Annotated in this window: 4 protein-coding genes and 1 pseudogene; 4 read left to right on the forward strand and 1 reads right to left on the reverse strand. The window is 72.2% G+C overall.

Features of this window, described 5'->3' with window-relative positions; all coding sequences use genetic code 11:
- The first annotated feature begins 88 nt into the window (after nt 1-88).
- Complete coding sequence (locus AC4H2G_RS01855; RefSeq protein ID WP_494364046.1) at nt 89-3,691, forward strand: ATP-binding cassette domain-containing protein; 3,603 nt, start codon at nt 89-91, stop codon at nt 3,689-3,691.
- Between the two features lie 38 nt (nt 3,692-3,729).
- On the opposite strand, the pseudogene AC4H2G_RS01860 reads toward AC4H2G_RS01855, so the two are convergent.
- Nucleotides 3,730-5,112: pseudogene (locus tag AC4H2G_RS01860) on the reverse strand (DUF2254 domain-containing protein).
- A gap of 152 nt (nt 5,113-5,264) precedes the next feature.
- Between AC4H2G_RS01860 and pulA the strand changes: the two are divergent.
- The 3 genes from pulA to mmsB all read left to right on the forward strand — a co-directional run bounded on the left by pulA (nt 5,265) and on the right by mmsB (nt 14,645).
- Nucleotides 5,265-11,453 carry a pullulanase-type alpha-1,6-glucosidase gene (pulA, locus tag AC4H2G_RS01865; protein ID WP_494364047.1) on the forward strand — a complete coding sequence of 2,063 codons (6,189 nt, stop codon included), beginning with the start codon at nt 5,265-5,267 and terminating at the stop codon, nt 11,451-11,453.
- Between the two features lie 301 nt (nt 11,454-11,754).
- Entirely contained in the window at nt 11,755-13,290 is a 1,536-nt protein-coding gene (gene mmsA, locus AC4H2G_RS01870) for a multiple monosaccharide ABC transporter ATP-binding protein (RefSeq protein ID WP_494364048.1), read from the forward strand.
- A gap of 65 nt (nt 13,291-13,355) precedes the next feature.
- Nucleotides 13,356-14,645 carry a multiple monosaccharide ABC transporter permease gene (mmsB, locus tag AC4H2G_RS01875; RefSeq protein WP_494364049.1) on the forward strand — a complete coding sequence of 430 codons (1,290 nt, stop codon included), beginning with the start codon at nt 13,356-13,358 and terminating at the stop codon, nt 14,643-14,645.
- Nucleotides 14,646-14,663 lie beyond the last annotated feature (18 nt).

A 14,663-nucleotide genomic window follows, 5' to 3' on the forward strand; every position in this document is an offset into this window, starting at 1 on the left:
GCGTCCGGCGACGCCGAGGGTCCGTCCGGCCCTCGGCGTCGTAATTCCCTGCGCCGGTGTCGCACCCGGACCGTAAGGTCGACGAGCCATGATCGACGCACCTGCCTCCACCGGCCAGCCGACGGAACCCGGCGAGACCCCTCTGTCCGCGCCCGCGCGCACGGACGTCGACCCGTCTCGCCAGCTGGGCTGGCGCCGACTGCGCGGGCCTCAGGCCGTCGTCGCGCTGGTCGCGCTCACCCTGGGCGCGGTCGGGGCCGCGCTGGGGACCGTCGTGGCGGGGTGGATCGCCGAGGACCCGGCCACGGCGACGCTGCAGCTCCTCGCGGTGTGCATCGTCGGCGCCGCGCTGCTCGACACGGCCGGACAGGTCGTGTGGGCCGGTGTCGTCGACCGCGCGGAGGGGACGCTGCGCGGCGATCTGCTGACCGCGGCGCTGCACCAGCCGCTGGACACCCTGACCGAGCAGGCCGTGGGCGAGGTGCTGGACCGGGTCGACGACGACACGCACGCCGTCGGAACCCTCGTGCGACGCCAGCTCTGGGGCGCGGGCCGCACGCTCGTCGGCGTGGTCCCCATGTGGGTCGTCGCCGGCCTGACCTGGTGGCCCGCCTGGCTCCTCTTCCCGCTGCTCGGGCTGCTCGCCTGGTTGCTCGTGCGGCCGATGCTCGGTGAGATCTCCCGCCGCAAGGTGATCGAGGAGGCCGCCTGGACGGACCACGCCGCGGCGTTCGAGGAGGCCGTCGCCGCGCGCGACGACCTGCGGACCAGCCTCGGTCAGTCGTTCGCCGTCCGACGGCTGGCCGCGCTCTCCGCCGCCGTGCACCGGACGTTCGAGGCCGTGCTGACGGTCGAGTCCCGCATGGTCCGTCGCGCCGGTCTCGTGCTGGCGTCGTTGCTGGCCGGCACCGCCGTGGCCGGCGCGGCGCTCGCCGCGGACGGCGACCTGGCCGTCGACCAGCTCGTCACGCTGTTCCTCGTCACGGCGATGTTCGTCGGGCAGACGGACAACCTCGTGCACCACCTCCCGGACATCCAGGAAGGTCTCGGGGCGCTCGCGCGGATCCGGCAGATGCTCGCCGTCCCGCCGGAGCCGACGGGCGGGCGCGACGTGCCCGAGGGGCCGGTCGGCATCGAGCTGCGCGACCTGCACTTCTCGTACGCCGAGGGCACGTTCGCCCTCGACGGGGTGAGTCTGCGCGTCCCGGCCGGGGAGACGGTCGCGCTCGTGGGCCGGACGGGGTCGGGCAAGTCGACGCTCGCGTCGCTCCTGTCCCGGGCGGTCGAGCCGCCGCGCGGTTCGGTGCTCGTCGGGGGTGCGGACGTCCGTGACCTCGACCTGCAGGCGCTGCGCGCCGCGGTCGGCGTGGTCACCCAGCGCACCGAGATCCTCGCGGGCACGCTCGCGGAGAACATCGCCCTCTTCGCGGACGTGCCGCGCGACGACGTCGAGGCCGCGGTGCGTGAGCTCCGGCTCGACGACTGGGTGGCCGGTCTGCCCGACGGGCTCGACACGCTGCTGGGACCGGGCGGCACGTCCCTCTCGGCAGGGGAGGAGCAGCTCGTCGCCTTCGCCCGGCTGCTCGTGCGCGATGTGCAGGTGGTCGTGCTCGACGAGGCGACGGCGCGCATGGACCCGCTGACCGAGGCGCGGGTCGTCGCGGCGTCGGAGCGTCTGCTCGCCGCGCGCACGGGCGTCCTCGTCGCGCACCGGCTGTCCACCATCGAGCGTGCGGACCTCGTCGTGGTGCTCGACCACGGCCGCGTCGTCCAGCAGGGCGCACGGGCCGAGCTCGCGCGAGTCCAGGGCCCGTACCGCACCCTGCTGGAGGCGAGCGTGGCCCAGGCGGGGCCCGGTGAGCGCCTCCTCGACGACGTGCCCGCCGAGCAGGCCGGGTCGGCGGACGCGTCGACGACGAGCGGTCCCGCCGCGGGCGAGGCGGTGGCACCGTCGGAGTCCGTCGGTGGACGGCGACGGCGCGGGACGCCCCCGGAGCTCACCGATCCAGGGGACGGACCGAGCCTCGCGCGCGGCATCCTCCACGCGCTGTTCGTCCGGCCCGCCTGGGGCGTGGTCGGGGCAGTGCTGTTCCTGGTGGCGAGCCTCTTCTCGGCACAGGGCGCGATCACCGGGTTCCTCTGGGGACACGCCGTCCAGGGGCTCGACGACGGCTTCCCCGTCGCGCTGCTCGTACCGTTCGCGGTCCTCCTCGTCGTCGCCCCGCTGTGCCTCGCACGGGCCGTGTACGTCTACCCGCGCTGGTGGATCGAGGTGCTGCTCCGCGTGCGACTGGCCGTCATGTCGGGCCAGACCAGGCAGCACCGGCTCCCGGCCTCCCCGCCGGGCGAGGTCGTCGCACGCGCGATGGACGCCGACCGTTTCGCCCGGTATGCCGACCGGTGGGTGGACCTGGTCAACGGCCTCCTCATCGCGGGCGCCACCGCGCTCCTCAGCGGCTCCTGGCTCGCCGGGGCGGTGCTCCTGGCGGTGATGGTCGTCTCCGCCGCGGCCTCGGCGCTCGGACGACCGATCGCCGGGCGGTCGGCCACGCGGTCGTCGGCCGCGCGCGCACGGTTCGGCCGGGCGCTGGTCTCCGCGCTCGACTCCGCGCGCACCGTCAAGCTCGCCGCCCGCACGCCGCACGTGCACGCCCACCTGCACGACGTCGACGCCGGTCGGGTCCGGGCCGCGGTCTTCGAGCACCGCGTCCAGGCCGCGCTCGACGGCGTACCCCTCGTCATGATCCAGCTCGGCGTCGTCGCGGCGTGGGGAGGGCTCCTCACGGGGACGTGGGACCTCGCCACGGCGCTGCTGGTCGCGAACGCCGTGAACGGGTTCGGCTGGTTCGGCGTCGTCGCCGGCGCGGTCGTGACCGAGGCGCCGGGGACGCGCTCGTGGCAGCAGGTGACGAGCAGGTTCGCGGCCGGGGCCGACCTCATGGACCTGCCGCCCGGCGTCGACCTGCTCAGCGGCGCCGCCCCGGCGCCCGCGCCGGGGCCCCGACAGACGCTGGAGCACCTCGACCTCGCCGGCATGACGGCCCTGCACGACGACGGCACGATCGGCGTCCAGGACGTCGACCTGTCGGTGCGGCGCGGTGAGCTGGTGCTGCTCCTGGGCCAGGTCGGTTCCGGCAAGTCGAGCCTGCTCTCCGCCCTCGCGGGCCTCATGGAGCACACCGGTGCGATCCGGTGGAACGGCACCGACGTCGTCGACGCCCAGACCTTCCTGCGACCCGGCCAGGTCGCGCACGTCGCGCAGGTGCCGCGCGTGCTCTCCGGGACGTTCGCCGACAACGTCCGGCTCGGTCACGAGCGCGACGTGCACGGGCCCGTCGCCGCAGCACGCCTGGAGCAGGACGTCGTCGAGGCCGGCGGGCACGAGGCGCTCGTGGGGCACCGCGGCGTCCGGCTGTCGGGAGGGCAGGTGCAGCGCCTCGCGCTCGCACGCGCGCTCGCGACGGAGACCGAGCTCCTCCTCGCGGACGACGTCTCCAGCGCGCTCGACGCCGCGACGGAGATCGAGCTGTGGACGTCGCTGCGGGAGCGCGGCACCACGGTGATCGGCGCGACGTCGAAGCGCGCGGCGCTCGCGCGGGCGGACCGCGTCGTGGTGCTGGAGGACGGCGAGGTGGCCGACGTCGGACCGTGGAGCGACCTCGCTGCGCGATGGGGGCATCTCGCGGGCTGACGCGTCACCCTCGGCTCTGCGCTTCGGTGCCGCGGTGCTCAGGCGAGGCTGGTGAGCACGTGGTCGATGCGGTGCAGCGCGAGGTCGCGGTCCCGTTCGTGCACGGGCGAGGCGGCGACCGCGGGGCGCAGCGCCTCGAGCTCGTCGCGCAGCCGGGCCCTGGGTGCAGGCCGGTCCGCGGCACGGGCGAGCCGTCCGGCCAGGCGCTGCGCCGCGTCGAGAGCCACGGGCGCCCCGGTGGCGTACGTGCGGATCGCGACGACGACCGCGCCGATCAGATCTTCGGCCAGCGGCCACGGGACGACGACGCGCAGGCGCCCGTCCGCATCCGTGCGCCCGGGCGCCAGGGGCGGCCGGGACACGAGCGTGACGAGCCCGTCACCGAGCGCGTCGAACGCGCCGGCCGCGGTTTACGGGTCGTTCGTCCCGGGGGACAGGGCACGCACCGCCATGTCGGTGAGCTGCTGCACCGCGAACGCGACGTCCTGGTGCGGTGTCCGCTCGTCCCCGAGCGTCACGGCGGCGCGGACCTCGTCGCCCTTCTCGTCCGCCCAGGCGTCGTCGTCGCCGCGCAGGCGGGCGACGACCTCGCCCGCGACGACGTGGTCCCCGGGAGCGACGACGCACTCCGCCAGCCCGCCGGACGCCTCGGCGAGCCGCACGAGCCGGTCGAGGTGGAGCTCTTGGACGTAGCCGGTGCCGGCGGCCACGACGACGTCGCGCACGGGCGGGAGCCGCTCCGGGTCGATGGTCTCCGGGGCGGCTGCTCCGTCCGCGTACCGTGCCGGTGCGAGCAGGTCGACCACGGCCGACAGCTCGATGCGCAGCCGGTGCTGCAGCGTCGAGACCTGCACGGAGCTCGCGATGTGATGGATGAAGTACACGAGCAGGGCGACGCTCAGGACGGCGAGGAGCATCGCGCCGTTCACGGCGAGGGTCGGCACGAACGCGTCGCCGTCGTCGGTCTCGCTGCGCACGGAGCGCAGGACGACCAGCGAGTACAGGAACGAGGCGGTGAAGACGCCGAGCACGAGCTGGTTGCCACGGTCGCTCATGAAGTTGCGCACCAGGCGCGGGCCGTACGTCGACGTCGTGGTCGCCAGCACGGAGATCGTGATGGAGAAGGTCGTACCGGTCACCGTCAGGACCGAGGTCGCGATCGCTGTCAGGAGCGCGCGGCTGCCGCTCGCGCTGAGGCTGGACAGCAGGGCGACGTCGTCGAACGAGTCGTTCGCGAGCGACCGGTCCACGGTGACGAGCACCTCCGCCAGGATCACGGCACCGGTCGAGAGCAGGGCCGGGTAGAACCAGAACGACTCGCGGGCCTGCCGCCACAGCACGGTCACCGACACATGGTCTCCTCCCCACCCGTCACTGACCAGCCCGGAAGCGGTCCGCGACCTCGGCGGCCGTCGCGACACCCTTGCTGCAACTTTCTGCAAGCAGTACAGTCGGGCCAGCCGTACGCTGAGAAGCGCCTGGCTCGGCCGACGTCGTCCGCTGCTGGTCCCGTCGTCCGAGCGTGCTCCTCGCGTGGTTTCCGCACGAACCTCTTCGGACGAGGGAGTCCTTCATGACCTCCACGCCGCGTCGTCGCCCACCGTGGCCGACCGCGTCACCCCGCTCCTCCCGGCCTCGCGCGTCACGTGCGACCGCGTCGGTCACCGCGCTCGCGCTGGCGACCTCGACGTTCGCCGGGCTCACCGTCGCCGCGCTGGCCGCCCCTGCGGCTGGCGCCGACCGCACCGCCGCCCTCGTGGGCGACCTCCAGTCCGAGCTCGGCTGCGCGGCCGACTGGGATCCCGCGTGCGCCGCGACCGATCTCGCGCCGACGGAGACGCCCGGCGTCTGGGCGGCCGAGTTCGACGTCCCCGCCGGGACGTGGCAGTACAAGGTCGCCATGGACGACGCCTGGGACGAGGCGTACGGGCGCGACGGCGGCCAGGACAACGCCCCGCTCGTGCTCGGGGGCGACACGCGCGTGCGCGTGACGTTCGACGACGCGACGCAGCGCATCGCCCTGACCCCCCTCGGTCTCGCAGAGGAGTACGACGACGCGCAGGACGCCGCGCTCGTCGTCCCGCCCGTGCGCCAGCCCGGGTCGGACGAGCGCTTCTACTTCGTCATGACCGACCGGTTCGCCAACGGTGACCCGTCGAACGACACGGCGGGCCTCGGCGACGAGCCGCTGGTGTCCGGGTTCGACCCGACGAACAAGGGCTTCTACCAGGGCGGCGACATCGCGGGCCTGCGCGAGAACCTCGACTACGTCGAAGGGCTCGGCACGACGGCGATCTGGCTCACGCCGTCCTTCAAGAACCAGCCGGTCCAGGGCGAGGGTGCGAACGCCTCGGCCGGGTACCACGGGTACTGGATCACCGACTTCACGCAGATCGACCCCCACCTCGGCACCAACGCCGAGCTCGAGGCGCTCATCGACGAGGCGCACGACCGCGGGATCAAGGTCTACTTCGACATCATCACCAACCACACCGCCGACGTCGTCGACTACGAGGAGAAGCAGTACTCGTACGTCGACCAGGCGACGTCGCCGTACCGGGACGCCGCGGGGAACGTCTTCGACCCGGCCACGTACGCGGGGACCGACGGCTTCCCGACGCTCGACCCCGCGACGTCGTTCCCCTACACGCCGTTGGTGCCCGCGGGCAAGGAGGACGTCAAGGTCCCGTCGTGGCTCAACGACCCGACGCTCTACCACAACCGCGGGAACTCGACGTGGACGGGGGAGTCTGTCACGTATGGCGACTTCGACGGACTCGACGACCTCATGACCGAGCACCCGACGGTCGTCGACGGCTTCGTCGACGTCTACCAGGACTGGATCGACCTCGGCATCGACGGCTTCCGGATCGACACCGTCAAGCACGTGAACTTCGAGTTCTGGGAGACCTGGACCACCGAGGTCCTCGACTACGCGCACGCGCAGGGCAAGGACGACTTCTTCATGTTCGGCGAGGTCTACGACGCCGACGCCGCGAAGCTGTCGCCGTACGTGCGGCGCACCGACATGAGCTCGACGCTCGACTTCACGTTCCAGTCCGCGGCGACAAGCTTCGCGAGCGGCAACAGTGCCAAGGGTCTCGCGTCGCTCTTCGCGAGCGACGACCTGTACACGACGCCCGACTCGTCGGCGAGCGCGCTCCCGACCTTCCTCGGCAACCACGACATGGGTCGTGTCGGGTACATGCTCGCCTCGACGGACGACCCGCTCGCGCGGGACGAGCTCGCGCACGAGCTCATGTACCTCACGCGCGGCCAGCCGGTCGTCTACTACGGCGACGAGCAGGGCTTCGCGGGCACGGGCGGCGACAAGGACGCGCGCCAGACCCTCTTCGCGACGCAGGTCGCCGAGTACGCCGACCAGCCGCTGGTCACGGGCGAGCAGGCGGGCAGCGTCGACCGCTACGGCACCGACGCGCCGCTCTACGAGCACATCGCGTCGCTCGCCGCGCTGCGCGAGAGCCACCCGGCGCTCGCGACCGGCGCCCAGGTCGAGCGCCACGTCACGAACGGCGCCGGCGTCTACGCCTTCAGCCGCGTCGACCGCGACGAGAGGATCGAGCACCTCGTCGCGCTGAACAACGCGGCGGAGGAGCGCTCGGCGACGTTCGCCACCCTCACGCCGGGCGCCTCGTACGAGGTGCTCTACGGCGAGGGGGCTGGTCCGGGCGAGGTGCCCGTCACGGCCGACGCCGAGGGCACGGTGACGCTCACCGTCCCGGCCACGTCCGCCGTCGTGCTCCGCGCGGACCGCCAGGTCGGCGCAGACTCGTCCGGCGACATCGCCGTGACCGTCCCGGCCGCGGGAGCCGCGCTGACCGGGGTCGCTCCGGTCGCCGCGACGGTCGACGCCGACGCGTGGGCCGAGACGTCGTTCGCGTGGCGCGAGGTGGGCGCTTCGGAGTGGACGCCGCTGGGGACCGCCGAGGACACGACGCCGCGCGTCTTCCACGACGTGACGGGGCTGCCCGAGGGCACGCTCGTCGAGTACCGCGCCGTGACGACCGACGCCGACGGCGACCGCGCCGCCGCGTCGACGTTCGCGAGCGTCGGCGTGGACGTGAGCGGCACGGTCTCCGAGGAGCCCGAGCCTGAGATCGACCTCGTGACCGTGCCCGGGAGCCACAACTCCGAGATGGGCTGCGCCGGCGACTGGGCGCCGGGCTGCGAGGCGGCGAAGCTGACCGAGCGTGCCGACGGCGTGTACGCGGGCACGTTCGACGTCCCCGCGGGCACGTACGAGTACAAGGTCGCGATCAACGGGTCGTGGACCGTGAACTACGGCGTCGGCGGTGAGCCGGGCGGCGGCAACGCGACGTACACGACCGAGGGCGGGCCGGTGACGTTCTACTGGGACCCGGTGAGCAAGGACTTCTCGAGCACCGCCCAGGGTCCGATCGTCACGCTCGCGGGGTCGTTCCAGGACCAGGTCGGCTGCCCCGGCTCGTGGGCGCCCGACTGCCTCGCGACGTGGCTCAAGGACCCCGACGGCGACGGGACGTACACGTGGTCGACGGACGACCTCGCCGCGGGCGCGTACGAGGGCAAGGTCGCGCACGGCCTGAGCTGGGCGGAGAACTACGGTGTCGGCGGCGCGCCCGACGGCGCGAACTACCAGTTCTCGGTCGGTGACGGCGAGACGGTGACCTTCACGTACGACCTCGAGACGCACGTGCTCGAGATCGGCGTCGAGAACCCCCCGCTGCCCGGGACCGGCCAGCAGGCCGCCCACTGGGTGCGCGAGGGACTCCTGGCCTGGCCGGGCGACCTCGGCACGGGCGACGGGTTCACGCTGTGGGCCGCACCCGAGGGCGGGCTGACCGTCGCGGACGGTGCGGTGGACGCGCCGGAGGGCGCGACGTCGTACACCCTCGAGGTGGACCCGGGTGGCGGGCCCGCGGGCTTGCCCGACGAGGTTGCTGCCGACTTCCCGGCGCTCGCGGCGTACACCGCGCTGCACGTGACGGATGCGGACGGCGAGCCGGTCGCGCGCGACGCGGTCGAGGCGGCGCTCCGCGGGCAGCTCCTCGTGACCCGCACCGACGGCGAGACGCTCACGGCGGCGACCGGGGTGCAGATCCCGGGCGTGGTCGACGACCTCTTCGCCGAGGACGCTGCCGACCGCGAGCTCGGCCTCACGTGGCACGCCAACGGCAAGTGGGCGGCGTTCGCGCTCTGGGCGCCGACGGCCCAGGAGGTCACGCTCCTCGCCTGGCCCGCGGGCGCGTCGCTCGACGACGAGCCCGAGCGGTTCGCGACCACGCGCCAGTCCGACGGCACGTGGACGCTCGACGGCAAGGACGCGGCCAAGAAGCTCGGCGGCGCAGCCGTCGGCTGGAAGGGTGCCCGCTACCTCTACGAGGTGCAGGTCTACGTCCCGAGCACGGGGAAGGTCGAGGCCAACGTCGTGACCGACCCGTACTCGGTCGGCCTCACGCTCGACTCGACGCACTCGGTGGCCGTCGACCTCGACGACCCGGCGTTCCGCCCGAGCACCTGGGAGGGAACTCCCGCGCCGGTCGTGGAGCGCGCCGTCGACCAGACGATCTACGAGCTGCACGTGCGGGACTTCTCGATCGCGGACGAGACCGTCCCGGCCGAGGAACGCGGGACCTACCTCGCGTTCGCCGAGGAGGACTCGGACGGCATGACACACCTGCGCGAGCTCGCGGACGCGGGCCTCACGACGGTGCACCTGCTGCCGACGTTCGACATCGCGAGCATCCCCGAGGACCGTGCGGCCCAGGCCACCACCGGTGACCTCAGCGGGTTCGCGCCCGACTCGACCGAGCAGCAGGCCGCGGTCACGGCGGTCCAGGCCACCGACGGGTTCAACTGGGGCTACGACCCGTGGCACTTCTCGGCACCCGAGGGGTCGTACGCGGTGGACGCCGACGGCGGCGCGCGCGTCGCGGAGTTCCGCACCATGGTCGGCGGGCTGCACGACGCGGGCCTCCAGGTGGTGCTCGACCAGGTGTTCAACCACACGGCGGCGAGCGGGCAGGCCGAGAAGTCCGTGCTCGACAAGGTCGTGCCGGGCTACTACCACCGGCTCGACCCGACGTCGGGCGCGGTCGAGACGAGCACGTGCTGCCAGAACGTCGCCACCGAGCACGCGATGGCCGGCAAGCTCATGGTCGACTCGGTCGTCACGTGGGCCCGCGACTACAAGGTCGACGGGTTCCGCTTCGACCTCATGGGCCACCACTCGAAGCAGAACATGCTCGACGTGCGCGCCGCGCTCGACGAGCTGACGCTCGCCGAGGACGGTGTCGACGGCGAGTCCGTGTACCTGTACGGCGAGGGCTGGGACTTCGGCGAGGTCGCGGGGAACGCGCTGTTCGAGCAGGCCACGCAGGGACAGCTCGGCGGCACCGGCATCGGGACGTTCTCCGACCGCCTGCGCGACGCGGTGCACGGCGGGTCGCCCGTCGACGGCGCGACGACGTTCACCCAGGGTTTCGGCACCGGCCTCTGGACCGACCCCAACGGGCAGCCCGCCCGCGCGGGGGAGCCCGGGACGGTCAACGACGGGTCCGACGACGAGCTCGCCACGCTCGGTCACGAGACCGACCTCGTGCGGCTCGGCCTCGCGGGCAACCTGCGCGACTACACGTTCGTCACGTCGACGGGCGAGGAGCAGCGCGGCGACGAGCTCGACTACCGCGGGGCCCCGGCGGGCTACGCCGACTCGCCGGAGGAGGTCGTCACGTACGTCGACGCGCACGACAACGAGACGCTCTTCGACCTGCTCACGCTCAAGCTGCCGGCGGACACGCCGATGGACGAGCGCGTGCGGATGAACACCGTCTCGCTCGCCACCGCGGCGCTGTCGCAGACACCGTCGTTCTGGCACGCGGGCACCGACCTGCTCCGCTCGAAGTCGCTCGACCGCAACAGCTACGACTCGGGCGACTGGTTCAACGCGATCGACTGGTCCGGCCAGGACAACGGGTTCGGCAAGGGTCTGCCGATGGCCGCCGACAACGAGGACAAGTGGCCGCTCATGGCACCGCTCCTCGCGGACCCGGCGCTCAAGCCGTCGCCGGAGGACATCGCGACGGCCTCGGCACAGGCACGCGACCTGCTGCGCCTGCGGCACTCGACCGACCTGTTCCGCCTCGGCGACGCCGACGCGATCCGCGAGAAGGTCACGTTCCCCGACGCGGGCACGGACCAGGAGCCCGGCGTGATCGTCATGTCGGTCGACGACCTCGTCGGCGCCGACGCCGACCCGGCGCTCGACGGGCTGCTCGCCGTGTTCAACGCCTCGCCCGAGCCGGTCACGCACACCGTCGGGGCGCTCGCCGGACGTGACTACGTGCTCTCGCCCGTCCAGCAGAACGGGAGCGACGCCGTCGTGCGCGAGACGACGTGGGACACGGAGACCGGGACGGTCACCGTGCCGGCCCGGACCGTCGCGGTGCTCGTGGACCCCCAGGCGGCGGACGGTCTGCCCGTCACGGTCGAGGCCACGGGGCGCTGCCTCGCGGGCAAGGCGTACGTCGCGGTGCGCGCGGCGAACGACGGCGCCGTGCCGGTGGACGTCACGCTCCGCACGCCGTTCGGCGGGAAGACCCTCGCGGACGTCGCGCCGGGCAAGAACGCCTACCAGTCGTTCGCGGTGCGCGCGACGGTGCTCGAGGCGGGCGAGGCGACCGTCACCGCGACGGCGACGGTCGACGGCGACGAGGTCACCTCGACCTTCGCCGCTCCCTACGAGCCGCTGAGCTGCTCCTGACGTCGAGGGAGAGCCCTGGTCGCCTCGCCAGGGCTCTCCCTCGGGCACCGTCCGGCTGGCCGCGAGCTCCGCGCCTCGTGTTCACGATGTGTTCACGGGGGAGCGGTCCCGGTGTGTTCGCGCTCACATCCGACCCGCCCTCGTCCGCGAACATCGCTGTTTGGTCACGTTTCCTGGATCCTTGAGTTCAGGAGTTGACGCCAAGGAGCCGCCAGGATTAGCGTCGCTCCGGCTCGGACAGCACGAGAAGTCCGGGCTCGCGGTGCGCAGGAGCGCCGCGACGACTGGCGGGAGGAGTCCGATGGCGGACGGCGACGTGATCCTCGAGATGAGGTCCATCACCAAGGAGTTCCCGGGCGTCAAGGCGCTCGACGAGGTGTCGCTCACGGTGCGCGCGGGAGAGATCCACGCGATCTGCGGCGAGAACGGCGCGGGCAAGTCGACGCTCATGAAGGTGCTCTCGGGCGTGTACCCGCACGGGTCGTACGCGGGCGAGATCCACTACGAGGGCGAGGAGGTCCAGTTCAAGGACATCCGCTCGAGCGAGAGCGCCGGGATCGTCATCATCCACCAGGAGCTCGCGCTCATCCCGGAGCTGTCGATCACCGAGAACATCTTCCTCGGCAACGAGGTGCGCGGCCGGTTCGGGCTCGACTGGGCCGAGGCGCGTCGTCGCTCGCAGGAGCTCCTCGCGCGGGTGGGGCTCCGCGAGTCGCCCGACACGCTGATCAAGAACATCGGCGTCGGCCACCAGCAGCTCGTCGAGATCGCTCGAGCGCTCGCCAAGGACGTCCGCCTGCTCATCCTCGACGAGCCCACGTCGGCGCTCAACGAGAACGACTCCGAGCACCTGCTCGACCTCCTGCGCGGTCTGCGCGACCACGGCCTGACCAGCATCATGATCTCGCACAAGCTCAACGAGATCGAGGAGATCGCGGACGCCATCACGATCATCCGCGACGGCCGCTCCGTCGAGACGCTCGACGTCAAGGCGGGCGGGGTCGACGAGGACCGCATCATCCGCGGCATGGTCGGACGCTCGCTGGAGTCGCGGTTCCCCGAGCACAGCCCGCAGATCGGCGAGACCTTCTTCGAGGTCGAGGACTGGACCGTGGAGCATCCGGAGGTCCCCGGCCGGCTCGTGTGCAACCGCTCGAGCTTCCACGTCCGCCGCGGCGAGATCGTCGGTTTCGCCGGGATCATGGGTGCAGGTCGCACCGAGCTCGCACGCTCGATCTTCGGCCGTTCCTACGGCCGCTTCCTCTCCGGCTCGGTCCGGATCGACGGCAAGGCCGTGGCGATGCCGACCGTGCTGTCCGCGGTCAAGCACGGCATCGCCTACGTGCCCGAGGACCGCAAGTCGCTCGGCCTGAACCTCCTGGACACGATCCAGGACACCGTGATCTCCGCGAACCTGCCACGCGTGACCCAGCGCGGGAGCATCAACGAGGGCGAGGCCTACCTGGCCGCCGAGGGGTACCGGAAGTCCCTGGGAGTCAAGGCCCCGACCGTCAGGGAAGGCGTCGTCAAGCTCTCGGGCGGCAACCAGCAGAAGGTGCTGCTCGCGAAGTGGATGTTCACCGAGCCGGAGCTCCTCATCCTCGACGAGCCCACCCGAGGGATCGACGTGGGCGCGAAGTACGAGATCTACCACCTGATCCAGCAGCTCGCGGACTCGGGCAAGGGCGTCGTCGTGATCTCCTCCGAGCTCCCCGAGCTCCTCGGGATCTGCGACCGCATCTACACGGTCTTCGAGGGTCGCGTGACCGGTGAGGTACCCGGCGCCGAGGCGACCCAGGAGGGTCTCATGCGACTCATGACGGGGACCGCGGCATGACCACGGGCACCTCGACCAGACCGACGACAACCAGACCGACGAAGACACAGAAGGAAGCACCGACGATGTCGTCATTCAAGCAGCTGGCGGGCGGCGGCCTGCGGCAGTACAGCATGGTCATCGCGCTCGTCGTGCTGATCTTCTTCTTCCACTGGCGGACAGGCGGGAACGTCCTGACCCCCACCAACGCGCAGAACGTCATCATCGGGAACTCGTACATCCTCGTGCTGGCGATCGGCATGGTCCTCGTGATCATCGCGGGGCACATCGACCTCTCCGTCGGGTCGGTCGCCGCCGTGACCGGGATCATCGTCGCGCTGGCGATGCGGGACTGGGGCCTGCCCTGGTGGGCCGGGATCCTGCTCGGGCTCGGCGTCGGCGCCGTCATCGGTGCGTGGCAGGGGTTCTGGGTCGCCTACGTCGGCATCCCGGGGTTCATCACCACGCTCGCCGGGATGATGCTGTTCCGCGGCCTGAACCAGCTCATCGGCGACTCGAACTCGGTCCCCGTCCCCGAGCAGTTCCGGACCATGGGCGCGGGCTACCTGCCCGAGTGGGGGCCGAACACGGGCATGAACAACTGGACGCTCGTCCTCGGCATCCTCGCGATCGCGTCCGTCGTCTGGTCCGAGCTCCGCCGTCGCGCGAGCGCACGTCGCCTGGGCCTCGAGGTCTCGCCCGTCGGGGTGCTCGTCGTCCGCGTGCTCGTCGCAGCCGCGGTGATCGGCTACCTGACCTACCTCTTCGGCAGCGGCCGGTACGGGACCTCCTTCCCCGTCGCCGGCGTGATCCTCGCGGTGCTCGTCATCGTCTACCACTTCGTGGCAGCGCGGACGATCACCGGCCGGCACGTCTACGCGGTCGGCGGCAACCGGGCCGCCGCGGCGCTCTCGGGCGTCAACATCCGGCGGACGAACTTCTTCGTCATGATGAACATGTCGATCCTCGCGGCGGTCGCGGGCATGATCTTCATCGGCCGCGCCACCGCCTCCGGTCCGTCGGACGGCAACATGTGGGAGCTCGACGCGATCGCCGCCGTCTTCATCGGTGGGGCGGCGGTCTCCGGCGGTGTCGGCACCGTCGTCGGCTCCGTCATCGGTGGTCTCGTGATGGCGGTGCTCAACAACGGCCTGCAGCTCATGGGTGTCGGGTCCGACATGACCCAGATCATCAAGGGCCTCGTGCTCCTCGCCGCCGTCGCCTTCGACGTCTACAACAAGGTGCAGGGCCGGCCGTCGATCATCGCGCTCATCTTCCCGAACCGCCGCGACAAGGGCACCGGTTCGGTCCCCGGCGCGGACGACCCGCAGCCGGAGGTGCCCGTCGCCGAGGGCGCGACCGCGGCGAAGGGCTGACAGACCCGGCGTTCGCCG

Source organism: Cellulosimicrobium sp. BMG9.23 (genome assembly GCF_059159985.1).